This window comes from Halomonas caseinilytica, from assembly GCF_001662305.1.
GTDB classification, from domain to species: Bacteria; Pseudomonadota; Gammaproteobacteria; order Pseudomonadales; family Halomonadaceae; genus Halomonas; species Halomonas caseinilytica.
The window spans coordinates 72,370-96,270 of the sequence record NZ_BDEP01000014.1 but is presented as its reverse complement, the minus strand read 5'-3'; the positions used below and the strand labels follow the sequence as shown (position 1 = coordinate 96,270).

The window sequence follows — 23,901 nt, the reverse complement described above, 5'->3', positions numbered from 1 at the left end:
ATGTCGATCGAAGCCGAGTGTCGCCCGCGCGCCATCCGTCTGGATGAGTACAGGAGTCGACGTCGCCGACTCATGGATGACGTGCCGGCGGATGCCGCTGTGCTGTTGCCGGGGGCCTCTCTGGTCACGCGCTCCCGCGACAGCGAATTTCCTTTCCGCCAGGACAGCGACTTTCACTACCTGACAGGGTTTCCCGAGCCGGATGCCCTGCTGCTGTTGCTGCCCGGCCGCGCCGAAGGGGAATGCGTGCTGTTCTGCCAGGATCGTGACCCGGCCATGGAGACCTGGACGGGGCAGCGTCTCGGCGCCGAGGGTGCCGTTCGTGTGCATGGCGTCGATCAAGCCTTCGAGAATGCCGAGCGTGATGCCCGTCTGGTCGAACTGCTGGCGGGATACGCCACGCTCTACCTGCCCTTGGGCAACAGTTCGGCGCTGCGCCTGGCGGAGCGGTTGCGTGCCGAACTGGTGGACCGACCGCGCCAGAATGCGCCGACACCTCTCGGTTTTGCCGATGTGGCGCCGCTGTTGCACGAGCAGCGCCTCATCAAGAGCGAAGGCGAGCTCGCCTTGCTGCGTCATGCCGGTGAGATTTCGGCCCATGCCCATCGGCGCGCGATGCGCGTCTCCCGGCCGGGACTCGCCGAATACCAGCTCCAGGCCGAGCTGGAGCATGAGTTCCGCTGGCGGGGCGGCAGCGGGCCGGCCTATGCCAGTATCGTCGCTGGCGGGCGCAATGCCGGCGTACTGCACTACATTGATAATCGGGATCCCCTGCGTGACGGGGAGTTGGTGCTGATCGACGCCGGTGCCGAATTCGATCTCTATGCCGGCGACATCACGCGGACCTTTCCGGTCAACGGGCGCTTCACGTCGGCACAGCGGGCATTGTACGAAGTGGTGCTGACGGCCCAGGAACGAGCCATCGACGCCGTGCGTCCCGGTGCCACGCTCGCGGCGATCCATCGAGGCGTGGTGAGCGATCTCGCCGCCGGCCTCACGGCTCTGGGAGTTCTGGCCGAAGATGGCGAGGAGGCACCCGAGGCGATCGTCGCGCGCCGCTTCTACCCTCACGCCACCTCTCACTGGCTGGGGCTCGATGTCCACGATGTGGGGAGCTATCGCCGGGATGGCGAACCGCGAACCCTGCTGCCGGGCATGGTGCTCACCATCGAGCCTGGCCTCTACCTGCCGGACAACGACGATCTGCCGGCAGCATTTCGCGGCATCGGTATTCGCATCGAGGACGATGTGGCCGTGACACCCGAGGGGTGCGAAGTGCTGACGCGAGCGGTGCCGAAGCAGGTGGCTGATATCGAGGCCCTGATGGATGAAAAGTGATCACTCGGCGATTTGTCGATCGAGTCTTTATGTAATGTACATTACGAAATATCGGAGGGTCGCGCATGAGCGAATCGTCCTCGGCTGAGAGGCCGCGGCGCGTGGATATCGCGATCATCGGTGGTGGCCTGGTCGGTGCCAGCCTGGGGGCGGCACTGGCGCCATTGATGCGTGATCGGGGGCTATCCGTGGCCGTGATCGAGGCAGCTCCCCTGCCCGATGGCCTGGATGCCCCCTGGCAGCCGAGTTTCGATGCCCGGGCCAGTGCCATTTCCCGGGGAACGGCGCATCACTTCGATCGCCTAGGCGTGTGGTCGAGCATGGCCGAACGTGCCTCGCCGATTCGGTGCATCCATGTCAGCGAGCAGGGCCGGCTTGGCGTGACACGATTGCGTGCCGAGGAATTCGGCAATGAAGCCATGGGGTATGTGATTCCCAATGCTTGGGTGGGGCGTGTTCTGCATCGTCGGCTCGCCGAGTTGCCCCTGGGCTGGCACTGCCCGGCGCGGGTGGAAGGCATTCATCCCCTGGCCGGCGGTCATCGGCTGGTGCTCTCCGACGGCGCCTGTCTCGAGGCTGGGCTGACGGTGATGGCCGATGGTGGTCGCTCGGGACTCAAGGAGCGCCTCGGCATCGAGAGTCGGGAGCGCCCTTATGAGCAAGTCGCCGTGGTCACCACGGTGGGGCTCGATCGCCCCCATGAGGGCATCGCCTATGAGCGTTTCACGAGCGCCGGCCCCATTGCCTTGCTGCCCATGACCGGGCAGCGCATGGCGTTGATCTGGACCTTTGCCGCCGGCCGTGAACGAGAGGCCCTGTCGCGCTCCGATGCTGACTTCCTGGCACACCTGCAAGCCACTTTCGGGGATCGGGCGGGGCGTTTTCGGCGTGTCGGCGAGCGCCATGCCTATCCGCTCTCGTTGGTCACCGCCAGCGAGACGGTGCGCCCGGGCCTGGCGGTGATGGGCAACGCGGCTCATGCCCTGCATCCGGTGGCCGGGCAGGGATTCAATCTGGCCCTGCGGGGCGTGATGGATCTGGTGGCCGCCATCGAGGCAGGGCTGGTGCGAGGCGATGCGCCGGGCGATGCCGCGACCTTGAATGATTTCGAGGCGCGCCGCAGTGGAGATCGCGACAACGTGATCCGCTTCAGCGATGGCCTGGTGCGGGTGTTCGGCTTCGATGACCCGTTGCTGTCGCGGGCGCGGGCCGCCGGTCTGGTGGGGCTAAACCTGCTCGGGCCATTGCGTCGAACGCTGGCCAGGCGGGCCATGGGCGTGGAACGATGACGACATCAACCGGGATCGGGGCAGGAAGACGACATGGCGGGTGAAACGGAGAACGATGTGATCATCGTCGGCGGCGGCATGGTGGGCGCGACGCTGGCAGGCTTGCTGGGACGAGCCGGCATGTCGGTGTCGCTGCTGGATGCCAGGCCGAGCCCCGTGGATGCCGAGGCGGCGGGGCGCGGTCCCGCCGACCTTCGGGTCAGTGCGCTGACTCCGGTTTCCCAGCGCCTGCTGGAGGGGCTGGGCGCCTGGGCAATGATGCGTGAGCGCCGTGTCACGCCTTATTGTCATATGCGGGTCTGGGACGGTGAGGGTACCGGTGAGGTGAGCTTCTCCGCCGATCAGGCAGGCCTGCCGGTCCTTGGTCACATCGTCGAGAATGACGTCGTGGTGTCGGCCCTGGAGGCGTGTCTGACGGAGCTGCCGACGGTACGGCGGCGCTTCTCTGCCCGGGTCGTCGGGCTCGAGACGCGCCATGGTGACCCGGTACTGCATCTGGAAGATGGCGAGCGACTCCAGGCCCCGCTGGTGGTGGCCGCCGATGGAGCGCGATCTCCCCTGCGGAAGATGGCCGGGATCGAGACCCGGTCGCATGACACCGGCCAGGAGGCGCTGGTGACCTCGGTGCGCACCGAGCTCCCCCATGGCGGCGTGGCGCGACAGGCCTTTCTGGCCGACGGTCCCCTGGCGTTTCTGCCGCTGACCCTGGACGGCGATGAGCGACATTGTTCCATTGTCTGGTCGACGTCGCCGGGCGAAGCCGAGCGGCTGACGGCGCTGTCGCCGGAATCGCTGGGAGCGGAACTGGAGGCCGGCATCGGTGCTTGCCTGGGCCGGGTGACGCCGGTCGATCGTGCTGTGTGCCTGCCGCTTACCCAGCGTCACGCCGAGCGCTATACGTTGCCAGGACTGGCCTTGGTGGGCGATGCCGCGCACAGCATTCATCCCCTGGCGGGTCAGGGAGCCAATCTTGGCCTGATGGACGTGGCAGTGCTGGCCGAGACATTGCTCGAGGCGCGACGGCGTGGTATCGCCTTGGGCGACGAGGCCTGGCTGGCGCGTTATGCGCGTCGCCGCCGGGGCGACAACGCCACCATGCTGCGCTTGATGGATGCTTTCCGGCTACTGTTCGGGGCGCGCCATCCGGCCCTGACGCTGGCGCGCAACCTGGGGCTTTCGGGTGTCGATCGACTAGGGCCCGTCAAGCGGTTGCTGATGCAGCAGGCGGCGGGGCAAAGAGGACGCCTGCCCGCCACCTGCCGCTGATCGGCCTGGCTCAGCGTTTGCGTTCGTCCAGCACGTTCAAGGCCTTGAGCAGATTCAGGGCCTCGCCGAGCTGGTAGTCGTCGCGCAGGCGGGTATTGAACTCACCGCCCTGGGTGCCCCCGCCGTTGCCGGTCAGGTGGCCTTCCAGGTCGGCTTCGCGAACTTGCAGCCCATTGTCCTTGGCGACCTCAAGGCGCCCGCGCACCACCTCGACATCAGGTTCGATGCCTTGTGCCTGGATGGAACGACCGCTCGGTGTGAAATAACGTGCGGTGGTCAGCTTGAGCGCTTCGTCCTCGCCCAGCGGCATGATCTGCTGCACCGATCCCTTGCCGAAGCTCTTGGTGCCCATGACGACGCCGCGCCGCTGATCCTGCAGGGCGCCGGCGACGATCTCTGCCGCCGAGGCGCTGCCACCGTTGATCAGCACCACCAGCGGCACATCGGGAGCAGTCGTGACCCGATTGGCATAGAAGCTCAGTTCGCTGTCGGCCAGTCGGCCCTCGGTGTAGACGATCTGGCCATCCTCCAGAAAGGCATCGGCCACGTCGACGGCGGCCTGGAGCACTCCGCCGGGATTGTTGCGCAGATCCAGCACGAGACCCTGCAGCGGGCCGTCCTCGGTCAGGTCGTTCAGGGCCTCGGTAACCTGTTCGCCGGTGCGGGTCTGGAACTGGCTGACCCGCAGGTAGCCGTAGCCCGGTGCCAGGATGTCGCTCTTCACGCTCTGGGTCCGAATGATCTCGCGTTCCAGGGTGACGTTGCGTGGTGCATCCTCGCCCTGACGCATGATGGTCAGGCGGATCTCGGTGCCCGGGTCGCCGCGCATCAGCTCGACTGCTTCCTGCAGCGACAGGCCTTCGGTCGGGGTGTCGTCGATGCGCAGGATGGAGTCCTGAGCCTGGAGGCCGGATCGGGAAGCGGGGGTGTCGTCGATCGGCGTGATCACGGTGAGCTGGCCGTCGCGCTTGCCCACCTCGATACCCACGCCGCCGAACTCGCCCTGGGTGGTTTCGCGCAGGCTCTCGTAGGCCTTGGCATCGAGATAAGTGGAGTGAGGGTCCAGTTCGCTCAACATGCCGCGCATGGCATTGCGCAGCAAGGTGGCGTCATCGACTTCCTCGACATAGGCGCGCTTGATGCGCTCGAACACCTCGGCAAAGGCCTGGATCTCGGCCACCGGCAGGTCATCATCCGTCTCGGAAGCGGCAACGGCGGGCAGCGGCGCGACGAGCAGGGCGATGGGAAGCAGCGTGGCGCCCAGGCGATGCCGAAGAGTGGGAAGGCCAACGGGGCGTAAGGGCATGCGGTCTCTCGCGGTTCCATTAGAGTAAGCCCAGCATAGCGTGGGCATGGCGGCCAAGAAAACACTGAAGCGAGGCGCCGTCGTTTCGGCATTCCCCGGGGCTTGTCTCCCGGACTATCGCTGGGCGACCCAGCTCTGGGGATCGATGGGGTCTCCGGCGCGTCGTACTTCGAAATAAAGCCCTGGCGAGGGCTGTCCGCCGCTGGCGCCCACCACGCCGATGGTCTGCCCCGTGTCGACGGCCGCGCCAACCTCGACGCTGAAGTGCTGCAAGTGGGCGTGCAGGGTCATGACGCCGTCGCCGTGGTCGATGATCAGCAGGTTACCGAAGCCGCGCATCCAGTCGGCGAACACGACCCGGCCGGCATGCACTGCCTCGACCGGCGTGCCGGCCGCCGCACGGATCAGCATGCCATCGCGGTGCACGCCACGCCCCTGCCGGAATGTCGAGGTCACCTTGCCTTGGACTGGCCAGGGAAGGTCGCCCCGAGTTTCGCTGATGGCAGTGGAAGGCGGTGGACGTTCGAGCCGGGCCAATCGCTCCTGCACCTGCTGCAGGACTTGCTCGGCATGTGCCCTGTCCTGATCGAGGGCGGACAGCCGTGCCTCCTTGGTGGCGTAGCGCTCGTCCAGCTTGGCGAGCAGGGCCTCGCGTTCGTCCACCTGGCTGGCCAGCTCGGCACTGCGCTTTTCCAGTTCACCGGCCAGTTGTTCCAGGCGCTGCCCTCGTTCGTCCAGGGCTTGCTGGTTGTCGTCCAGTGCCGTGTCGAGCCTGTCGAGTTCCGCCAGCCGGGCATTGCGGGCTTCCGCAAGGCGATTGAGGTAGGTCTGCAGGCGGTCCAGTCGCCCCGGATCGTCCTGGTTGAGCAGCAGCTTGAGCTGTGGGGTCAGCCCGAGACGATAAAGGGCATCGACCTGTTGCTCCAGGGCGGCGAGTTGTTCCTGGCGCTCGGCCTCCAGACGCTTGCGCTCTTCCTCCAGTTCGATGACTTCGTCGTTCAGCGCGCGTCGCTGTGCCTGAATGTCGTCGAGGCGGCGGTGCGTCTCGGCCAGTGACGTCTCGATCTCGCGCAGCGCTTCGCTGGCCTCGTCCCGGGCCTGACCGGTGGCGTCGAGCTCGCGGGTGACCTCCTGGATGCGTTCACCGATGGCGTCGATGCGCTGCTGGGCTTCGCGCTCATCGGTGACGGCCATGGCTGGCGTCACGGCCAGCCACAGCACTAGGGGTAGCAGGCGGCACACGCCTTCCCGTCGCGGAAATGCCTTGCTCACTGGGTGTCGATCAGAATCCGGCCGGTCATCTCCTCGGGAACCGGCTGATCCATCATTGCCAACAGGGTCGGCGCGAGGTCGCACAGGCTGCCATCGTCGAGGAGGCGGAGCGGACGCTCGCCGACATAGACCAGCGGCACCTGGAAGGTGGTGTGGGCGGTCTGCGGCGCGCCGGTTTCGGGGTGCACCATCTGTTCGGCGTTGCCGTGGTCGGCGGTGATCAGGCAGGCGCCGCCGGCCTTCTCGATGGCCTCGACCACGCGACCCACGCAGGCATCCACGGCTTCGATGGCGGCCACGGCGGCATCGAAGTCACCGGTATGGCCGACCATGTCGCCGTTGGCGTAGTTGCACACGATCAGATCGAAATCGTCGGATTCGATGGCGCCGACCAGGCGATCGGTGACCTCCACGGCGCTCATCTCGGGCTTCTCGTCGTAGGTTTTCACGTCCTGGGGCGAGGGCACCAGGATTCGGGTCTCGCCCTTGAACTCGGCTTCGCGACCACCGGAGAAGAAGAAGGTGACGTGGGCGTATTTCTCGGTCTCGGCGATACGCAGTTGCGTGAGATCGCGCTGCTCCATCACCTCGCCCAGGGTGTTGGGCAGGTCGGCCGGCGGGAAGGCGGCCGGCGCCGGGATGTCAGCGGCGTACTGGGTCATGGTCACCAGGCTGCCATTGGCCAGGCGGGGCCGGGCCTGGCGCTCGAATCCGTCGAAACCGTCCTCGACGAAGGCGCGGGTCAATTCCCTGGCGCGGTCGGCGCGGAAGTTCATGAACAGGGCAGCGTCGCCGTCTTCCATGGCGATCGGCGTGCCGTTCGGCGCAATGGCAGTGGCGGTGACGAATTCGTCGGTCTCGTCGCGCTCGTAGGCGGCCTGCAGGCCGGCTTCGGCACGGGATGCCTGATGTGCGCCGTGACCCTCGGTCACCAGGCGGTAGGCCTGCTCGACACGATCCCAGCGATTATCGCGGTCCATGGCGAAATAGCGGCCGATCAGCGAGGCGACGAAGCCGTTTTCGGCGCCGACCAGCTCGGCCAGCTTGGCGTTGGCGCGCTCGATGGAGGCCAGGGCGCTCTTCGGCGCGGTGTCGCGACCGTCGAGGAAGCCGTGCAGATAGATGCGTTTGGCACCGCGCTGGGCGGCCAGTTCGGCCATGGCCAGGATGTGGTCTTCGTGGCTGTGCACGCCACCCGGCGACAACAGGCCCAGCAGATGGACTGCCTTGCCGGCGCTCACGGCGGCGTCGATGGCGTCGGTCAGGACGGTGTTGTCGGCCAGCTCGTTGTCTTCGATGGCCTTGGTGATGCGCGTGAAGTCCTGATAGACGATGCGCCCGGCCCCGAGGTTCATGTGGCCGACTTCCGAGTTGCCCATCTGGCCGTCGGGCAGGCCCACGTAGCGTCCGTCGGTATGCAGCAGGGCGTGAGGACGCTCTGCCCAGAGACGATCCATTACCGGCGTGCGCGCGGCCTGGACCGCATTGTGGGCGGCATCCGGGTTGTGGCCGTAGCCGTCGAGGATGATCAGTGCCACCGGGCGGGGTGTCGGGGTCAATGTATCGGTCATGGGAGCCTCATAGTGAAGAAGCGAGGGGCGCGACGCCTCCGGGCCGTCGGCGGGGTCGCGACTTGCCACTGCATACGGCATCATATCGCACGGGTCCACCGGGCGTCATTTTGGCCGTCCTCGGTCGGGGCCTGCATCATGTATACTGGACGCCGCCGGCAGTCGCCGGCCCGTTCACCGTGCACCCGAAGAAGAGTTACTCCAAGCCATGATCGATCAGCTGTTCGAATTCGTGCAGAACCATCCGCTGCTGGTGGGCGCCTTCCTGCTGGTGTTGCTCGCCTGGGCCCTCTACGAGGTCCGCAATAGCGGCGCCAACGGCGTGACCACCAGCGAGGCCACCCAGCTGGTCAATCGTGAGGACGCCGTGGTGCTCGATATCCGCGAGACCAAGGACTTCAAGGCAGGCCATATCGCCGGCGCGCGCAATATTCCCCAGAGCCGGATCGATGACCGTATCGGCGAGCTCGACAAGTTCAAGGACAAGCCGGTCATCGTGGTCTGCAAGCACGGCCAGAGTTCCGGTGCCGTCCAGGGCAAGCTGGCCAAGGCCGGCTTCGAGCGAGCGCTCAAGCTCAAGGGCGGCATGACGCAGTGGCAGTCAGACGGCCTGCCGCTGGTCAAGAAGTGATACGCCGGTTTCTCCTATTCTCCATTTAACGTAAAGGACGCATTTCCATGGCGGAAGATAACAACCAGGGTGGCGGCGTCAACGGCCAGGCCGCCGACCAGCAGGACAAGCCGCAGGTACAATTCGCCCTGCAGCGCATCTACATCAAGGATCTCTCCTTCGAGGCGCCGAACTCTCCGGCGGTATTCCAGCAACCGTTCAAGCCCAAGGTCGGCCTGGACCTGGACACTACCCACCAGAAAATCGGTGAGGACCTCTACGAAGTGGTGGTCAAGGTCACCGCCCAGGTGACTCACAGCGAGGAAGGCACGACTTCCTTCCTGGCCGAAGTCGAGCAGGCCGGCATGTTCCGCATCGGCGGCCTCGAGGGCGCACAGCTCGATCACACCCTGGGAGCGTTCTGTCCCAACGTGCTGTTCCCCTATGCTCGTGAATGCGTCGATAGCCTGGTCAACCGTGGCGGCTTCCCCCCGCTGATGCTGGCGCCGGTGAACTTCGAGGCGATCTACGCCCAGCGCAAGCAGCGCGAGGCCCAGGAGCAGGGCGAGCAGGCGACGCAGTAACCGTTGGCTGTCAGAGGCTGGTTGCGATGAGCGCCAAGCATTCGATGGGCAAGGCCCCTCGCATTCATGTCGCCGCCGAGCTGCAGGCCGGCGGCGACGTGGTTCTGCCTGATGGCGCGGCGCGCCATGTGGCGCGAGTTCTGCGCCTGGGGCCCGGTGCGCCCGTGATCATCTTCGATGGTCAGGGCTGTGAGGCCGAGGCGATCCTGACCGAGGCCGGTCGCAAGCAGGTGGTGGCTCGCATCGAACGCGTCGCGGCCGGACGTGGCGAATCGCCGCTGGCCGTGCACCTGGGTCAGGCCATCTCCAAGGGCGACCGCATGGACTACGCCATCCAGAAAGCCGTGGAACTGGGCGTCGCCGAGATCACACCGCTTTACACTGACCATGGTGACGTGCGTCTCAAGGGCGAGCGCGAGGCCAAGAAACTGGCCCATTGGCAAGCGGTTGCGGCCAGTGCCTGCGAACAGTGCGGTCGAGCCACCTTGCCGCCGGTGCATCCCCCTCGCAGCGTGGCCGACTGGCTGGCCGAGCGTGACGAGCCCCTGTGCCTGGTGCTGCATCCCGGTACGCCCGGAGAACTCGACCGGCATGACGACCCCGTTCGTGCGGCCTTGCTGATCGGCCCCGAAGGCGGCCTTTCCCCCGCCGAGGTGGATGCTGCCGCGGATGCCGGCTTCGCCTCCTTGACCCTCGGCCCGCGCATCCTGCGCACCGAAACCGCCCCGGTCGTCGCCTTGTCCCTGCTGCAGAACCGCTTCGGGGATTTGTAGCCACTGGCTCGGTCCCGCCCTCATAATGTTCATACATCCTTCCGGAAGACTCGCATGTCCGATTATCGAGAGCGTCGCGCTGGCCATTCGCGTCGCGAGCCCATGCGCCGGGCCAGGGAGCCCAAGGCCAGTGTCGGCGATGTGGCTTATCTGCCGGTGGTGACGGTCAACGAGACCGGGGCCTTCCTCGACTGGGGACACGCCCGCGATCTCCTGCTGCCTTACGGGGAACAGCGTTTTCGTCCCATCGTGGGCCGCCGCGTGCTGGTGATGATCCACGAGGATCGCCAGGGCCGCCCGGTGGCCAGTCAGCGCCTGGAGCGCCATATCGCCGATGTAGCGGAGGGGCTGGGTGCCGGCGATGCCGTGGACCTGGTCATCGCCGAGCAGACCGATCTGGGCTACAAGGCAGTCGTCGACGGCCGGTTCTGGGGGCTGCTCTATCGTGACGACGTGACCCGGCCGTTGCGCCGCGGGCAACGGATCAAGGGTTATGTAAAGCGCCTGCGTGAGGATGGTCGCCTGGATCTCTCGTTGCTGCCGCCCGGTCCGGCGCGGCTCGATGTAGTCGGCGAGACGGTACTCAAGGCGCTGCGTGAGAGTGGCGGCTATCTGCCGCTCGGCGACAAGAGCCCGGCCGACGAGATCAAGGCGCGGCTGGGCGTCAGCAAGAATGCCTTCAAGCAGGCCATCGGCCGTCTCTACAAGCAGGGAATCGTCACCCTGGAGCCGACGGGTATCCGCCTGGTGCCTGGCGGGAACCAAGACTCTCACGGAGCCTCGTAGCGAAGCGCGCCGGGGGCAGGCCGTAAAGGAGGTCATTTGCCATGGATGGCAAATGTAGCGCCCATGGATGGGTTTACAGCGCCTCCTTAAAGGCCTGTCGACGGATCAGCGCTTTACGTACTACTTGAGCCCGAGCGTCTTGGTGCGCTTGCCGGCCATACGGCATACTGGCCACATTGACCCTTCACTCCGGAACTCGACTCGATGAACGATCGTCCCCTCAAGGTCGGCGTGGTGATGGACCCCATCGCCGATCTCAGCTACAAGAAGGACACCAGTCTGGCGATGCTGTGGGCCGCCCAGGATCGCGGCTGGTCGCTGCACTACATGGAGCAGGAAGACCTGTTCCTGCGCGATGGCCGGGCCCACGCCCGCTGGCGCGAACTCGAGGTGTATCGCGATCCCGAGCGCTGGTATGCGCTGGGTGAGTCCCGGGTCGCGCCGCTCGCCGAGCTGGACGTGGTGCTGATGCGCAAGGATCCGCCGGTGGACGGTCGCTTCCTCGATGCCGTGCATCTGCTCGGCTTCGCCGAACGCGAAGGCGTGCTGGTGGTCAATCCGACCCGCGCCCTGCTGGAGTGCAACGAGAAACTGTTCGCCCAGCAGTTCCCGCAGTGCTGCGCACCGACCCTGGTATCCTGCCGCGACACCGAGATCCGCGCTTTCCACGCCGAGCATGGCGACGTCATCCTCAAGCCCCTGGACGGCATGGGCGGCAGCGGGATCTTTCATGTCGGCCCCGAGGGGCGCAATCTCGGGGCGGTGATCGAGACGCTGACCGAGCGGGGCACTCGCCAGGCCATGGCCCAGCGCTATCTGCCGGAAATCAAGGATGGTGACACCCGCATTCTCCTGGTGGAGGGTGAGCCGGTGCCCTATGGGTTGGCGCGGGTGCCCATGGCCGGCGAGACACGAGGCAACCTGGCGGCCGGCGGCCGGGGCGTCAGCCGCGAGCTTACCGACCGGGATCGCTGGCTGGTCGAGCAGGTGCAGCCGATGATCCGCGAAAAGGGGTTGATGTTCGTCGGCCTCGACGTCATCGGCGACTACATCACCGAGATCAACGTGACCAGTCCGACCTGTGTGCGCGAGATCGACGATCAGCGCGGCACCGATATCGCCGGCTCGCTGATGGATGCCATCTCTCGGCGTCTCACCGGGTAGAGGTGGTACAATCGGCAGGAAATGCCGAACTCGGCCAGGCGGCGCTGGACACCGTTCGAGAGGCCGTGCCCTGTCGGCCCTGCGAGGCAGGCATGGGCATGGCGAGGGCCTGTTCATCACGCGCGTCCGGCGATTCGGCGAAGGTAAACATTACGGCGTTCACTAGGTCCGCCGGGGAGTCCCATGCAAAGTTTGAAAAACCACTTCCTGATGGCAATGCCGCACCTGGAAGATCCCAATTTCGCCGGCACGCTGAGCTATCTGTGCGATCACGACGAAAAGGGCACCATGGGGGTGATCGTCAATCGACCACTGGAACTGACCCTCGATGCGCTCTTTGAACAGCTCGAGCTCGAAGGCGGCGACAGCCCGCATCGCAACGTGCCCGTCTATTACGGTGGGCCGACGCACAAGGATCGCGGCTTCATCCTGCACGAGGGAGGCAGCGAAGCTTGGGATTCGAGTCTTCAGGTGGCCGATGACATCGCCCTGACCACCTCCATGGATATCCTGCAGGCCTTGGCTGCCGGTCGTGGTCCCGAGCGCTTCCTGGTCTGTCTCGGCTGCGCAGGCTGGGAGTCAGGCCAGCTCGAGTCCGAGCTCAAGGACAATGCCTGGCTTACCGTGGAAGGTCGGGCCGATATCCTCTTCGAGGTGGAACCCGAGCAGCGGCTCGGTGCCAGCGCCGGCATACTCGGCGTCGACTTGAACCTGATGACCCGCGAGGCGGGGCATAGCTGATATGCAAGGAACGGTCTGCGCTCGGCGGGTTCGTGGAGCATGTCCGTTGGGGAAGGGTGCCGATGAGTAGCCAGCGCCTGATCCTGGGCTTCGATTTCGGTACCCGACGCATCGGCGTGGCGGTGGGCAACGAGCTGACGCGCAGCGCCAGGGCACTGGATCCACTACCGGCGCGTGATGGCATTCCCGACTGGGCGCAGGTCGCCCGGCTGGTCGACGAGTGGCGGCCGGATCTTTTCGTGGTTGGCCTGCCGCTGAACATGGATGATACCGAGAGCGACATGAGCACCCGGGCGCGCAAGTTCGGCAAGCGCCTGTTCGGTCGCTACGGCATTCCCTGCGAGATGGCCGACGAGCGCGGCTCGACCCGCGAGGCCAAGGCCATCGCCCGCGACGCCGGGCATCGCGGCAATTACCGCGACGATGGCGTCGATGGCCTGGCCGCGGTGTTGATCCTCGAAGGTTGGCTGGCCGACCGAGAGGGGCTGCCGCGCTAGGCCGTATCCGACCCGCCACGGTACTTGGCCACGAAATCTCCCACCTCGATGCAGGTAAACCGCTCGATGAAAAAGGCGAGGGTCGAGGGGTGCTGGAAGCGCTCCTCGAAACGCTCTTCCGCATCGCCCTGGCCACGAACCACGCTGGCGCGATAATGCTCGCCCTCCCGGCGGACATTGACGGTGGCGGGGCGCGCGGTGTCGCGTTTTTCCACCTTCAACTCGCCCTGTCGCTCGAGCAGCCCGCTCAAGGTCCGGCCGTCCTCGATCTCGCCTGGTGTCGCCCAGACGTCCTGATCGCGATTGCCGTAGCGGAACAACAGCAGAGTCGGCAGTGTGGTGAAGATGATGTTGGCCAGCAGCCAGGTGAGTTCAGCGCTGGAGGGAGAGGTCGTGAACAACAGCCAGAGGTTCGCCACGATGCTGAGGGTGAGCAGGCCGGCGAAAGGACGCCAGGTGCGCCAGCTCATGACCTGGCGACCGAGGAAATAGCCCCAGAGCCCGGCGACGGCCACGACGCCGATGGCCAGCTGGACCAACGAGAATGTCGTGCCGCTGCCCATCACGACGGCTATCACGCCCACGATGAGTAGTGCGGTATAGAAGATCGCCAGCAGGATATAGGCGCGTTGTAGATTCATCGGCTCGCCTCTCCTTGTCGCAGGTTGTCGCGTTGAAACCGTTCAGGCCGCCGCTCCGTGTCGGCGGCCTTTCTGCCAGCTTAGGCGAAACTCACCGATCGGGCCTGCCTCAGTGCCCGGTAGTTCTTCAGCGCTCGACGTCGTCGACGCCGAGGGTCTTCGGCACGAACCAGGGCACGTCGCGCAGGTCCTTCTCGATCAGATCCTCGACCTGGAGCAGGGTCGCGAAGATCGCCATGCGCATGGGGATGCCGTTGTCGGTCTGACGGAAGATCGCCAGGCGCGGGTCGCCATTGAGGTCCACGTCCAGGTCGTTGGCGTCGGGGCGACTGTCGCGCGGCAGCGGATGCATGACAATGGCGTGGTCGTTGACACGCTGGTCCATGAAGGCCTTGTCCACGGTGTAGTCGCGCGAGAGGCTGAAGCCCTCGCTCATCTCGGCGGTGAAGCGTTCCTTCTGGATGCGTGTGGTGTAGACCACGTCCACATCCGAGAAGTCGGCGGCCAGATGCTCGCGGGTCTCGACGCGGTGGCCGCGCGAGGCGACCAGCTCGACCAGGTGCTGCGGCATTTCCAGCCCCGGCGGCGAGACCAGCGTGATCCGCATCGGCGCGTAGAGCGACAGCAGCTTGATCAGCGAATGCACGGTGCGGCCGAACTTGAGGTCGCCGGTGAGCAGGATATGAGCGCCGGCCAGCTGCTTGCCGCGTCGGGCGAATTCCTTGTCGATGGTGTAGATATCGAGCAGGGCCTGGCTGGGGTGCTCGCCGGGACCGTCGCCGCCGTTGATCACCGGGACATTGGTGGCCTGGGCGAATTCGGCCACCGAGCCCTGCTCCGGGTGGCGCATCACGATGGCGTCGCAGTAGCCGCTCATCACCCGGCTGGTGTCGTAGAGCGACTCGCCCTTCGCCATGGAAGAGAAAGTGAAGCCGGTAGTGTCGCAGACGCTGCCGCCCAGCCGACAGAAGGCCGCGTGGAAGCTGACCCGAGTGCGGGTGCTGGCCTCGAAGAACAGGTTGCCGAGGACCGCGCCTTCCAGCACGCGGGTAACCTTGCGGCGTTGGGCAATCGGTTCCATGCGCGCCGCCACGCGTATCAGGTAATCGACATCGTCGCGGGACAGGGAATCGACGGAGAGCAGGTGAGAACTCATGCGCGGGCCTCGGCTGGCGGTGGAGATGGCGGGCCTAGTGTAACGTCACGGCAGGGTCGCTTCACGGGTTTGGTGCCCTTGCATTTCCTCGGCGAGCTCGCCGACGCGGCGAATCGCGGCCTCGAGCGCCATCGTGGGCCGCTCGGCGTAATTGAGGCGCAGACAGTGGCGATACTTGCCCGAGGCGGAGAACATTGGCCCCGGCGCCACGTGCAGGCGTTCGATGGCGAGGCGCTCGTTGAGAGACGGCGTGTCGATCGTATTGGCCAGCTCCACCCACAGCAGGAAGCCGCCCTGGGGCTGGCTGATACGCGTGCCAGTGGGGAAGTAGTCGCCGACCCAGTCGATCATGATGTCGCGCTGGCGTTGGTAGCGTCGGTTGATCTCGCGTAGATGGCGCTGGTAATGGCCCTTCTCGATGAAAGTGGCGACGGCGCGCTGGGGCTGGGTCGCCGAGGCCCCGGTGGAGACGTATTTCTCGTGCAGGGCGCGGTCGCGGTATCGCCCCGGTGCGATCCAGCCGACCCGCAGGCCCGGCATTAGGCTCTTCGATACGCCACTGCACAGCAGCACCCGTCCCTCGTCGTCGAAGGCCTTGATGGCCTTGGGGCGGGGCGACTCGAAGGCCAGGTCGCCATAGATATCGTCCTCGATGATGGCCACATCGTAGCGTCGGGCCAGTCTGACCAGCTCACGCTTGCGTGACTCGGGCATGGTGTAGCCGAGCGGATTGTTGCAGGTCGGCGTGACCTGGATGGCTCGGATCGGCCACTGATCCAGCGCCAGCTCCAGTGCCTCGAGGCTGATGCCGCGGCGCGGGTCGGTGGGGATCTCCATTACCTTGAGCCCGTGCGCCTCGAGAATCTGCATAGCGCCGTAGAAGCTGGGCGAGTCCACGGCTACCACGTCGCCGGGGGCGGCGAGCATGCGCAACGCGATGGCCAGGGCTTCCTGGCAACCGGTGGTGATGACCACGTCGTCGGGATGCAGCAGGCAGCCAGATGCCGTGGCCAGGCGCGCCACCTGCTGACGCAGCGGCGGGTGGCCGGCCAGGCTGTCGTAGCCGAGGTCACGAGGGTCCGGATCACGGTGCAGACCGGATAGCAGACGACCGAGCGGTTTGAGGGTCGCGGCGTCCAGGGCGGGCGTTCCGGCCCCCAGGCGCCGAGGCTGATCGGCGCTCGGTGCGGAGCCGACCATGGCCAGCACCTGATCCCATTGTGCGACCTCGAGAGGCCGCTGGGCGGGACGGGATACCGTCGGCAGATCCCGAAGCCGGGGGCGCGGCAGCACATAATGACCGGAGCGGGGGCGTGCGGCGGCGAGTCCCATTTCTTCCAGTCGCGCATAGGCGCTCTGTGCGGTGGTGACACTGATGCCCTGTTCGCGACACAGCTCGCGAATCGACGGAAGGCGATCACCGACTTTATAGGTGCCCTGAGCGATGCGGCGGGCGAGAAGGTCGGCGATGTCGTCGTAGCGTGTCGAGGCTGTCATCGCGAAGCCCTGGTAGAAGCGGTACAGATGAGTGAAAAGCGCTCGGTACAGGTGGAGTGATCATGCAACTGTACCCTATATAAAGAGTGATTCTGAATCTGTATCGCGCATGATGTCGAGCCTAACCTGTCGAGACACCTCGAAGGGCAACGACAGGAGTCCGGCCATGATGCGTGCTCGTTTGGCGAACTGGTGGCTGGCCTGGCAGCGCCAGTGGCAGCGTCATCACACCCGCCGCCGGCTGCGTGACCTCGATGCGCGGCTTCTCGACGATGTCGGCATCAGTGCGGTTCGGGCCGAACGTGAGGCTCGCAAGCCGTTCTGGCGACGTTGAACATCGGCAGAATCGCGCCATGGCCTCTATGCTGAAGCGCCCTATGCTGGAAGATTCGGGGCCGATATGGTGGCTTCGAGGGAAACACGACAATTCGATACAGGAGGTTCCATGCCCAGTCCACTCTCGCGTTACTACCTGCTGGATGTGTTCACCGATACACCGCTGGCGGGCAATCCGCTGGCCGTGTTCCTCGATGCCGAGGGCATGGAGGCCTCGGACATGCAGGCGTTCGCCAATGAGCTCAACCTGGCGGAAACGGTCTTCGTGGGAGCGCAGCAGGCAGAGAACGACTTTCCGATACGTATCTTCACACCGAGCCGCGAACTGCCGTTCGCCGGCCATCCGACCATCGGCACGGCGCACCTGCTGGCCGCCCAGGGGTTGGTGGATACCGCGCAGCCGTTGATACTGAGGGCGCCGGTCGGGCCGCTGGAGGTCCGTTTCGAGGGGGAGCTGGCGCGTTTCACCACCGCCGTGCCGGTCGAGGTCGGTGCGAGTTCGCTGGGGCGTGCTGCCGCCGCCACGTTGCTCGGGCTTGAGGCGCCGGCGATCGCCGGCGACCCGGTCCAGGCCTCCTGCGGGTTGCCGTTCCACCTCATCCCCCTGGATAGCGAGGCCTCGTTGGCGAAGGTAATGCCGGACGTCGGGCAGTGGACGCTGCATGTCTCGCCCAGCGGGGTCGACCAGGTCTATCTGTATGTGGAGAACGGCGAATCACTGGCAACACGCACCTTCATTCGCGAGTTCGCCGGGCTGAAGGAAGACCCGGCCACCGGCAGCGCGGCATCGGCGCTGGCCGGCTACCTGGGAACCCGGGATCGGCTCGACGACCGCCAGTGGCGCATTCGCCAGGGTGTGGACATGGGGCGCCCCAGCGAGATCATCGCCAGGGCCCGACGCGACGGCGAACAGGTCCGGGTCGAGGTTGCCGGGCAAGCCTGTCTCGTCGGTGAGGGTGCCTTCTACCCACGGGACTGAGTTGGCAGTTTTCTCACTTCGCCAGCGAGGGGCGGGCTTCGGCCTGCCGTGAGGCGGGCCGAGCCAGAGACCAGAAACTGACCATCGAGAGCACGCCGGCCAGACCGATCGTCAGGGCCATGGCATGGGAGGTGCCGTCATGGAACTGGCCGACCAGGGCGCCGATCAGTGCCGCCACGGTCATCTGCAGAAAGCCGAACAGCGAGGAGGCCGAGCCGGCGCATTGGGGGTTGGGCGCGAGGGCTCCCGCCATGCTCTGGGGCATCAGGATGCCGAAGCCGACGAGAAACAGGATGTGCGGGCCGATGACCGCCCAGGCGGTATAGACGCCGGCGAAGGCCAGGCCGGCCATGGTGGTGCCGGCCAGGGCGCACATCAGGGTGGCGTATTGCAGCAGGCGGTCGCGCCCCAGGCGATGACTGTAGCGGCCGCTGACCAATGAGCCGACGAAGAAGCCCGCGACGATCAGCATGAAGCCGATGCCGTACTCGAAGGGCGTCAATCCCATGAAGTCGATCAGTACGAAGGACGAGCCGGAGAGAAAGGCGAACAAACCGGCAAATCCGGTGGCATTGGTCAGGGTATAGCCGATGAAGGTGCGTTGGGTCAGCAGCATGCGGAAGTTGGCCAGGATCACGCTGGGCTGGATCGACTGGCGCCGCTCGATGGGGAGTGGTTCGGGCATCGCGAACACCAGCAACAGCAGCATGGCCACGGCGTACAGTGCCAGCAGTGTGAAGATGGCCTGCCAGCCGAAGAACAGCAGTAGGCCGGCACCGATGACCGGCGCCAATGCCGGTGCCAGCGCCATGGTGCTGGCCATGTAGGAGAGCACGCGGCTGGCCTCGATGGGACCGAAGATGTCGCGTACCGCGGCGCGGGCCAGTACCGGCCCGGTGGCGCCCCCGAATGCCTGCAGGAAGCGGCCGACGAGCAGGGTTTCGATATTGCTGGCCAGCATGCACAACAGGCTGGCGAACAGGAACAGGGCGAATCCCGCGATCATCACCGGACGGCGCCCGAAGCGGTCGGAGATCGGGCCGCAGAACAGCTGGGCCAGGGCGAAGCCGGCCATGTAGAGGCTCAGCGTCAACTGGATCTCGTCGGGTCCGGTCGACAACGCCTCGGCCATGCTGGGCATGGCGGGCAGGTACATGTCGGTGGCCAAGGGGCCCAGTGCGGTCAGGGTGGCCAGTAGCGCTACGGTCGCGGTCGAGGTCAGCCTCAGCACATGCTGCTCCATGGGTGAAAGGGGATCGTCAGGGACGCGACAGGCGGGCCGGCTTGTGCCGTGCCCGCCTATCGTCGTGGACGCCCTGAGGCGCCGGATGGATCGAGCCATCGCGGGCTCGCCACCCTTACCGCCGGGGTGCGGCGAGGGTGACGAGCTTTCTTAGACCGCTCATTATAACTCAGTTTGCATCTGGCTGCTCGCCGGGGGCGGCGAGCCGGAAGGCGTCCAGGGCGCGAGCGTTCTCGGTGATGCGCCGAATCCGCGGGTAGGCCGAGAGATCGCACTCGAAGCGTTCGGCGTTGAAGACCTGGGGTACCAGGCAGACATCGGCCAGGGTCGGCGCATCGCCATGGCAGAAGTCGCCACTGCCGGCCTCCCGGCTGAGCATGGTCTCCAGGGCGGCGAAGCCCTGATGGATCCAGTGGCGATACCAGGCGAACTTGGCGTCGTCGTCGACCTCGAGCTCATTCACCAGGTACTTGAGCACTCGCAGGTTATTCAGCGGGTGGATCTCGCAGGCCACTGCCTGAGACAGCGCCCGAACCCGGGCGCGGGCCTCGAGCTCGATGGGCAGCAGAGCCGGCTCCGGGTAGCGCTCGTCCAGGTACTCGCAGATCGCCAGCGACTGGGTCAGCCGAATCCCGTTGTCGGTCATCAGCATCGGGACCAGGCCCTGTGGGTTGTGGGTGAGAAAGGCGTCGTCACGCTGTTCGCCCTTGACCAGGTTGATCGGGGCCTGGTCATAGGTCAGGTTCTTCAGGTTCAGCGCGATGCGTACCCGGTAGGCGGCCGACGAACGGAAATAGCCGTAGAGTGTCGTCATTTGCCTGCCTCCTCGAGATTCATTGGGGTTGATACTTCACGACCTGTTGGTCGATGGCGCCGAAGATACTCTGGCCGTCACGGTCGAACATCTCGATGCGCACCCGGTCGCCGAAGCGCATGAAGGGCGTCTTGCTGTCGCCGTGGAGGATCTTCTCGACCATGCGTACCTCGGCCAGACAACTGTAGCCCACTCCGCCGTCCGCGACTGGCTTGCCGGGGCCGCCATCGGCGTCCGGGTTGGAGACGGTGCCCGAGCCGATGACGGCGCCGGCACCCAGGTGGCGCGTGCGGGCGGCGTGGGCCACCAGCTCGGGAAAGCCGAAGATCATGTCGGGGCCGGCCTCGGGTTCGCCGAACTTGTCGCCGTTGAGGTGCACGGTGAGCGGCAGGTGGACGCGGCCGTCACGCCAGGCGTCGCCCAGTTCGTCCGGCGTCACGCAGACCGGTGAAAAACTGGAAGCTGGCTTGGCCTGGAAGAAGCCGAAACCCTTGGCCAGCTCGCCTGGGATCAAGCCGCGCAGGCTGACGTCGTTGACCAGCATCACCAGCTTGATGTGGTCGGCGGCGGTCTCGGCGCCGACGCCCATGGGCACGTCGTCGGTGATCACGGCAAGCTCGCCCTCGAAGTCGATGCCGTGTTCCTCGCTGACTGCCTCAATGTCCTCGGTGGGGGCGATGAAACGGTCGCCGCCGCCTTGGTACATCAGCGGGTCGGTCCAGAAGGTTTCCGGCATCTCGGCGCCCCGTGCCTGGCGCACCAGCTGGACGTGGTTGAGATAGGCCGAGCCGTCGGCCCAGTTGTAGGTACGCGGCAAGGGGGAATGCAGGGTGGTCTGGTCGAGCTCGAAGGCACCTTCGGTCTGACCATCGTTGAGCTGGGCATAGCGCTGCTCAAGGCGCGGTGCCAGCGTATCCCAGTTCTCGATGGCGGCTTGCAGGGTCGGGGCGATGTCGGTGGCGCGCACGGCGCGGCTCAGGTCGCGCGAGACCGCGATCAGTTCGCCGTCGCGGCCAGTGTTCAGGGTGGCGAGTTTCATGATGTCATTCCTGTACGTATCAGAGGGTACTTGTCGTCCGGCGTATCTTGTGTGCTTAGCGCGTAGCCGGGTCGAAGTGCGAGCGCAGGGTCGACCAGACATCGACGTAGTCGCGTTGACGGAAGTCGGCGTCGAGAGCGGCGTCGGTGGGGTGGAAGACATAACGGCTCTCGAACATGAAGGCCAGGGTGTTGCCGAGATATTGTGGGGTCAATTCCGCTGTCGAGGCCTTCTCGAACGTCTCGGCATCCGGGCCGTGGGGCGACATGCAGTTGTGCAGGCTGGCGCCGCCGGGTCGAAAGCCTTCGGCCTTGGCGTCGTAGGTGCCGTGGATCAGCCCCATGAACTCGCTCATCAGGTTGCGGTGGAACCAGGGCGGCCGGAAGGTGTGCTCGGCGACCATCCAGCGTGGTGGAAAGATGACGAAATCGATATTGGCCATGCCGGGCGTGTCCGACGGCGAGGTCAGTACCGTGAAGATCGAGGGGTCGGGGTGATCGAAGCTCACCGTGTTGATGGTGTTGAAACGCGCCAGGTCGTACTTGTAGGGCGCGTAGTTGCCATGCCAGGCCACCACATCCAGGGGCGAGTGATCCAGGCGGGTGGCCCAGAAGCGGCCGGAGAACTTGGCCACCAGCTCGATGTCGCCCTCGCGATCCTCATAGGCGGCCACCGGGCTTTCGAAGTCACGCGGGTTGGCCAGGCCGTTGGCGCCGATGGGGCCGAGGCCCGGCAGTTCCAGGGGCATGCCATAGTTCTCGCAGATATAGCCGCGGGCGGTATCGCTGCCTTCGGCGAGGCGAACCTGGAACTTGACGCCGCGCGGGATCACGGCGATCTCGCCGCCGGTGACGTCGAGTTCCCCCAGTTCGGTGCGCAGGCGCAGGCCACCCTGTTGCGGAACGACCAATAGTTCGCCGTCGGCGTTGTAGAAGAAGCGCTCGACCATGTCGCGGTTGAAGGCGTAGACATGCACGCCACAGCCGCGCTGCGCGTCGGCATCGCCGTTGACGGCCACGGTCAGCAGCCCATCGATGAAGTCGGTGGGGGCCTCGGGTAGCGGTGCGGGATCCCAGCGCATCTGATTGGGGTCGGCGGCGGGATTGTCCAGAGGGGAAGTTGCCACCTTGCCCACTTCCAACGGCTCGTAGCCACTCTGTACCACCGAGGGGCGAATGCGATACAGCCAGCTGCGCAGGTTGTGATGGCGCGGGGCGGTGAAGGCCGAACCGGAGAGCTGTTCGGCATAGAGGCCGTAGGGGCAGCGCTGGGGCGAATTCTGTCCGTCGGGCAGCGCGCCTGGCAGGGCTTCGGTGGTGAAGTGGTTGCGAAAGCCCGGCTGATAGTCGAGTGATATTGTCATTCTGGGCGACCTCTCGGCATATGGTTTCAAATGAAACTATATGGAGGATGCTAGTCCTATATGGTTTCATGTGCAACTATCTGGCGAGCGCTATCCGACGCATCTGCCTGAACGACGTATCTGCCTGAACAAGGTGCCCGGGTGACCCATGACCACCGAAATGCCGCCGACGGACTTCGATCTCGATCACTTCCTGCCCTATCGACTGGATCGACTGGCGGATCGCGTCAGCGAGGCCCTGGCTCAGCTCTATGAAACCCATTACGGCCTGAATGTAGCGCAATGGCGGGTGCTGGCCTGGCTGCATCATCGCCACGAGCTGACCGCCAAGCAGATCCGTGCGGCGACGCGCATGGACAAGGCGCGGGTGTCGAGGGCCGTTCAGGTGCTCGAGGGGCGTGGCTTGATCGTTCGACGCCCGTCGCCCAGGGACCAGCGACTGCACGACCTGCGCCTGACCGAGACTGGCCAGGCGCTGATGGTGGAGCTGGTCCCGCAGGTCAGGGCATGGGAGGCGGAGCTGGTGGCACCGCTGACGACGGAGGAATACCACCGGCTGCTCGATATGATGGCACGGCTCGAGCGGCAGCTTCGCGACGACGCGAGATAGGGGCTCCGGGAGTCCCGGTGTGTCAGGCCGGGGCTTCGTTCGGAGCGGGCACGCGGCCGCCGAGGCGGGCGGTGATATCGCCGGCGGCATCGCGAACCAGCTCGCCGAGTTCCAGCAGCCGGGGTTCGGGGATCCGGGCCACCGGGCCGGAAACGGAGATGGCGGCCAGCGGGATGCCGTGCTCGTCGTGGATGCAGGCGGCCACACAGTGCAGGCCAACGGCATGCTCCTCGCGGTCGCAGGCATAGCCCCGTTCGCGGATCTCGGCCATGCTCTCGCGCAGTGCCGCGGGGTCGTGCAGGGTATTGTTGGTGACCCGTGCCAGCCCCCGTTCGTCGAGGATGCGCTCGAACTCGTCGTCCGGCAGCCAGGCCATCAAGGCCTTGCCGACACCGGAGGCATGCAAGGGCGCGCGGGAGCCGAGACGCGTGATCATGCGCATCATCTGCGGTGACTCGCTCTGGGCGAGAAAGACCGCCGTGCTGCCATCGCGCACCCCGAGATTGGCGGTTTCGCCGGTCTGGGTGGTCAGTCGGCGCAGGAACGGGCGACTGGTGCCGACGAAGTCACGTGCTTCGAGGAAGCTGTTGCCGATGCGGAAGGTCTTGACGTCGATCTTCCACACCCCGAGCTCGTTGTCCTGGGTGACATAGCCCTGACTCTGCAGCGCCTGCAACAACCTGTGGGTCGTCGATGGCGCGAGCTCCGCTTGCTCGGCGATCTCGGACAGGGCCAGGCCGCTGGGGCTGCCCGCCAGGCGTTCGAGCAGATTGAGTCCACGCACCAGCGATTGGCTGTGTCCTCCACTGCTCTTGCCGGTTGCCGGTCGTCCCGCTGTTCTGCGCCTGCCTTCGCTCACCTCGTCGTCTCCCGGATTGCTGTCGCTGTTGAAGCATCAGCATACCGTGTCGTTGCCATTCTGTCTTGCTTTCGGAAATGGTTTCCAGACTCATCTTTGGTGGAAGAGGCACCCGTTCGACCATGCGGTTGACGTATCATCGAAGGGTCGCGTCGTTATCGGGGGAG

At 65.8% G+C, this 23,901-nt stretch carries 24 protein-coding genes; 13 read left to right on the top strand and 11 right to left on the bottom strand.

The window, feature by feature from the left end; translation table 11 throughout:
- The 3 genes from A9O65_RS08150 (at position 1) to A9O65_RS08140 (ending at position 3,893) form a co-directional block, all read left to right on the top strand.
- A complete protein-coding gene (locus A9O65_RS08150; protein WP_064701837.1) occupies positions 1–1,338 on the top strand; it encodes an aminopeptidase P N-terminal domain-containing protein in 1,338 nt (445 codons plus the stop codon).
- A gap of 65 nt (positions 1,339–1,403) precedes the next feature.
- Positions 1,404–2,627 (top strand): 2-octaprenyl-6-methoxyphenyl hydroxylase, encoded by a 1,224-nt coding sequence (gene ubiH, locus A9O65_RS08145; RefSeq protein ID WP_064701836.1) that lies wholly within the window; start codon positions 1,404–1,406, stop codon positions 2,625–2,627.
- A 33-nt stretch (positions 2,628–2,660) separates the two neighbouring features.
- Positions 2,661–3,893 carry a UbiH/UbiF/VisC/COQ6 family ubiquinone biosynthesis hydroxylase gene (locus A9O65_RS08140; RefSeq protein ID WP_064701835.1) on the top strand — a complete coding sequence of 411 codons (1,233 nt, stop codon included), beginning with the start codon at positions 2,661–2,663 and terminating at the stop codon, positions 3,891–3,893.
- Positions 3,894–3,903: 10 nt separating this feature from the next.
- Here A9O65_RS08140 and A9O65_RS08135 read toward each other — a convergent pair whose 3' ends face one another.
- From A9O65_RS08135 to gpmI, 3 genes are all read right to left on the bottom strand, one after another.
- The gene (locus tag A9O65_RS08135; RefSeq protein WP_064699882.1) at positions 3,904–5,199 is read right to left on the bottom strand and encodes a S41 family peptidase; all 1,296 of its coding nucleotides are present in this window, start codon (positions 5,197–5,199) and stop codon (positions 3,904–3,906) included.
- A 114-nt stretch (positions 5,200–5,313) separates the two neighbouring features.
- Positions 5,314–6,471, bottom strand: coding sequence for a murein hydrolase activator EnvC family protein (locus A9O65_RS08130; RefSeq protein ID WP_342039355.1), 1,158 nt, complete (start codon positions 6,469–6,471; stop codon positions 5,314–5,316).
- Positions 6,468–8,042, bottom strand: a complete 1,575-nt coding sequence (gpmI, locus tag A9O65_RS08125; protein WP_064701834.1) for a 2,3-bisphosphoglycerate-independent phosphoglycerate mutase — start codon at positions 8,040–8,042, stop codon at positions 6,468–6,470. Before gpmI ends, A9O65_RS08130 begins: the two co-directional genes overlap by 4 nt.
- Before the next feature lie 208 nt (positions 8,043–8,250).
- Between gpmI and A9O65_RS08120 the strand changes: the two genes are divergently transcribed.
- The 7 genes from A9O65_RS08120 (at position 8,251) to ruvX (ending at position 13,197) form a co-directional block, all read left to right on the top strand.
- On the top strand, positions 8,251–8,673 hold the full coding sequence (locus A9O65_RS08120) for a rhodanese-like domain-containing protein (protein ID WP_064699880.1): 423 nt from the start codon (positions 8,251–8,253) through the stop codon (positions 8,671–8,673).
- A 47-nt stretch (positions 8,674–8,720) separates the two neighbouring features.
- Positions 8,721–9,236: a protein-export chaperone SecB gene (gene secB, locus A9O65_RS08115; RefSeq protein ID WP_064699879.1), complete on the top strand. Its 516-nt coding sequence runs from the start codon at positions 8,721–8,723 to the stop codon at positions 9,234–9,236.
- A gap of 26 nt (positions 9,237–9,262) precedes the next feature.
- On the top strand, positions 9,263–10,009 hold the full coding sequence (locus A9O65_RS08110; protein WP_074749313.1) for a 16S rRNA (uracil(1498)-N(3))-methyltransferase: 747 nt from the start codon (positions 9,263–9,265) through the stop codon (positions 10,007–10,009).
- A 54-nt stretch (positions 10,010–10,063) separates the two neighbouring features.
- Positions 10,064–10,795, top strand: coding sequence for a CvfB family protein (locus A9O65_RS08105; protein ID WP_064701833.1), 732 nt, complete (start codon positions 10,064–10,066; stop codon positions 10,793–10,795).
- Between the two features lie 204 nt (positions 10,796–10,999).
- A complete protein-coding gene (gene gshB / locus A9O65_RS08100) occupies positions 11,000–11,959 on the top strand; it encodes a glutathione synthase (protein WP_064701832.1) in 960 nt (319 codons plus the stop codon).
- A gap of 183 nt (positions 11,960–12,142) precedes the next feature.
- The gene (locus tag A9O65_RS08095) at positions 12,143–12,700 is read left to right on the top strand and encodes a YqgE/AlgH family protein (RefSeq protein ID WP_064699875.1); all 558 of its coding nucleotides are present in this window, start codon (positions 12,143–12,145) and stop codon (positions 12,698–12,700) included.
- Positions 12,701–12,762: 62 nt separating this feature from the next.
- Positions 12,763–13,197, top strand: coding sequence for a Holliday junction resolvase RuvX (gene ruvX, locus A9O65_RS08090; RefSeq protein ID WP_064699874.1), 435 nt, complete (start codon positions 12,763–12,765; stop codon positions 13,195–13,197).
- Here the strand turns inward: ruvX and A9O65_RS08085 are convergent.
- The 3 genes from A9O65_RS08085 to A9O65_RS08075 form a co-directional block, all read right to left on the bottom strand.
- A complete protein-coding gene (locus A9O65_RS08085; RefSeq protein ID WP_064701831.1) occupies positions 13,194–13,838 on the bottom strand; it encodes a hypothetical protein in 645 nt (214 codons plus the stop codon). The two genes, ruvX and A9O65_RS08085, sit on opposite strands and share 4 nt — an antisense overlap.
- A gap of 127 nt (positions 13,839–13,965) precedes the next feature.
- The gene (gene pyrB, locus A9O65_RS08080) at positions 13,966–14,994 is read right to left on the bottom strand and encodes an aspartate carbamoyltransferase (protein ID WP_064701830.1); all 1,029 of its coding nucleotides are present in this window, start codon (positions 14,992–14,994) and stop codon (positions 13,966–13,968) included.
- A 45-nt stretch (positions 14,995–15,039) separates the two neighbouring features.
- Positions 15,040–16,491 (bottom strand): aminotransferase-like domain-containing protein, encoded by a 1,452-nt coding sequence (locus A9O65_RS08075; RefSeq protein ID WP_064701829.1) that lies wholly within the window; start codon positions 16,489–16,491, stop codon positions 15,040–15,042.
- Positions 16,492–16,657: 166 nt separating this feature from the next.
- On the opposite strand from A9O65_RS08075, the gene A9O65_RS17190 reads away from it, so the two are divergent.
- Positions 16,658–16,825, top strand: coding sequence for a DUF1127 domain-containing protein (locus tag A9O65_RS17190; RefSeq protein WP_211598228.1), 168 nt, complete (start codon positions 16,658–16,660; stop codon positions 16,823–16,825).
- A 111-nt stretch (positions 16,826–16,936) separates the two neighbouring features.
- Positions 16,937–17,806, top strand: coding sequence for a PhzF family phenazine biosynthesis protein (locus A9O65_RS08070; protein ID WP_064701828.1), 870 nt, complete (start codon positions 16,937–16,939; stop codon positions 17,804–17,806).
- Between the two features lie 13 nt (positions 17,807–17,819).
- On the opposite strand, the gene A9O65_RS08065 is transcribed toward A9O65_RS08070, so the two are convergent.
- From A9O65_RS08065 to hmgA, 4 genes are all read right to left on the bottom strand, one after another.
- Positions 17,820–19,037 (bottom strand): multidrug effflux MFS transporter, encoded by a 1,218-nt coding sequence (locus tag A9O65_RS08065; protein ID WP_064700006.1) that lies wholly within the window; start codon positions 19,035–19,037, stop codon positions 17,820–17,822.
- Positions 19,038–19,218: 181 nt separating this feature from the next.
- Positions 19,219–19,863 carry a maleylacetoacetate isomerase gene (gene maiA / locus A9O65_RS08060; protein ID WP_064699866.1) on the bottom strand — a complete coding sequence of 215 codons (645 nt, stop codon included), beginning with the start codon at positions 19,861–19,863 and terminating at the stop codon, positions 19,219–19,221.
- A 19-nt stretch (positions 19,864–19,882) separates the two neighbouring features.
- Positions 19,883–20,902, bottom strand: a complete 1,020-nt coding sequence (locus A9O65_RS08055) for a fumarylacetoacetate hydrolase family protein (RefSeq protein WP_064701827.1) — start codon at positions 20,900–20,902, stop codon at positions 19,883–19,885.
- Between the two features lie 55 nt (positions 20,903–20,957).
- The gene (gene hmgA, locus A9O65_RS08050; RefSeq protein WP_064699864.1) at positions 20,958–22,265 is read right to left on the bottom strand and encodes a homogentisate 1,2-dioxygenase; all 1,308 of its coding nucleotides are present in this window, start codon (positions 22,263–22,265) and stop codon (positions 20,958–20,960) included.
- A 148-nt stretch (positions 22,266–22,413) separates the two neighbouring features.
- On the opposite strand from hmgA, the gene A9O65_RS08045 reads away from it, so the two are divergent.
- A complete protein-coding gene (locus tag A9O65_RS08045) occupies positions 22,414–22,875 on the top strand; it encodes a MarR family winged helix-turn-helix transcriptional regulator (RefSeq protein WP_064701826.1) in 462 nt (153 codons plus the stop codon).
- 22 nt (positions 22,876–22,897) lie between these two features.
- Here the strand turns inward: A9O65_RS08045 and A9O65_RS08040 are convergent, their stop codons facing one another.
- The gene (locus tag A9O65_RS08040; RefSeq protein WP_064701825.1) at positions 22,898–23,734 is read right to left on the bottom strand and encodes an IclR family transcriptional regulator; all 837 of its coding nucleotides are present in this window, start codon (positions 23,732–23,734) and stop codon (positions 22,898–22,900) included.
- Positions 23,735–23,901: the final 167 nt, after the last annotated feature.

Bases quoted from the DNA above. Each gene is read 5' to 3' on its own strand.
- A9O65_RS08110 (WP_074749313.1), top strand. From the start codon at position 9,263: ATGAGCGCCAAGCATTCGATGGGCAAGGCCCCTCGCATTCATGTCGCC.
- secB (WP_064699879.1), top strand. From the start codon at position 8,721: ATGGCGGAAGATAACAACCAGGGTGGCGGCGTCAACGGCCAGGCCGCC.
- pyrB (WP_064701830.1), bottom strand. From the start codon at position 14,994: ATGAGTTCTCACCTGCTCTCCGTCGATTCCCTGTCCCGCGACGATGTC.
- gpmI (WP_064701834.1), bottom strand. From the start codon at position 8,042: ATGACCGATACATTGACCCCGACACCCCGCCCGGTGGCACTGATCATC.
- A9O65_RS08140 (WP_064701835.1), top strand. From the start codon at position 2,661: ATGGCGGGTGAAACGGAGAACGATGTGATCATCGTCGGCGGCGGCATG.
- A9O65_RS08135 (WP_064699882.1), bottom strand. From the start codon at position 5,199: ATGCCCTTACGCCCCGTTGGCCTTCCCACTCTTCGGCATCGCCTGGGC.
- A9O65_RS17190 (WP_211598228.1), top strand. From the start codon at position 16,658: ATGATGCGTGCTCGTTTGGCGAACTGGTGGCTGGCCTGGCAGCGCCAG.
- A9O65_RS08095 (WP_064699875.1), top strand. From the start codon at position 12,143: ATGCAAAGTTTGAAAAACCACTTCCTGATGGCAATGCCGCACCTGGAA.
- A9O65_RS08070 (WP_064701828.1), top strand. From the start codon at position 16,937: ATGCCCAGTCCACTCTCGCGTTACTACCTGCTGGATGTGTTCACCGAT.
- A9O65_RS08045 (WP_064701826.1), top strand. From the start codon at position 22,414: ATGACCACCGAAATGCCGCCGACGGACTTCGATCTCGATCACTTCCTG.
- A9O65_RS08085 (WP_064701831.1), bottom strand. From the start codon at position 13,838: ATGAATCTACAACGCGCCTATATCCTGCTGGCGATCTTCTATACCGCA.
- hmgA (WP_064699864.1), bottom strand. From the start codon at position 22,265: ATGACAATATCACTCGACTATCAGCCGGGCTTTCGCAACCACTTCACC.
- gshB (WP_064701832.1), top strand. From the start codon at position 11,000: ATGAACGATCGTCCCCTCAAGGTCGGCGTGGTGATGGACCCCATCGCC.
- ubiH (WP_064701836.1), top strand. From the start codon at position 1,404: ATGAGCGAATCGTCCTCGGCTGAGAGGCCGCGGCGCGTGGATATCGCG.
- A9O65_RS08120 (WP_064699880.1), top strand. From the start codon at position 8,251: ATGATCGATCAGCTGTTCGAATTCGTGCAGAACCATCCGCTGCTGGTG.
- A9O65_RS08150 (WP_064701837.1), top strand. From the start codon at position 1: ATGTCGATCGAAGCCGAGTGTCGCCCGCGCGCCATCCGTCTGGATGAG.
- maiA (WP_064699866.1), bottom strand. From the start codon at position 19,863: ATGACGACACTCTACGGCTATTTCCGTTCGTCGGCCGCCTACCGGGTA.
- A9O65_RS08055 (WP_064701827.1), bottom strand. From the start codon at position 20,902: ATGAAACTCGCCACCCTGAACACTGGCCGCGACGGCGAACTGATCGCG.
- A9O65_RS08105 (WP_064701833.1), top strand. From the start codon at position 10,064: ATGTCCGATTATCGAGAGCGTCGCGCTGGCCATTCGCGTCGCGAGCCC.
- ruvX (WP_064699874.1), top strand. From the start codon at position 12,763: ATGAGTAGCCAGCGCCTGATCCTGGGCTTCGATTTCGGTACCCGACGC.
- A9O65_RS08075 (WP_064701829.1), bottom strand. From the start codon at position 16,491: ATGACAGCCTCGACACGCTACGACGACATCGCCGACCTTCTCGCCCGC.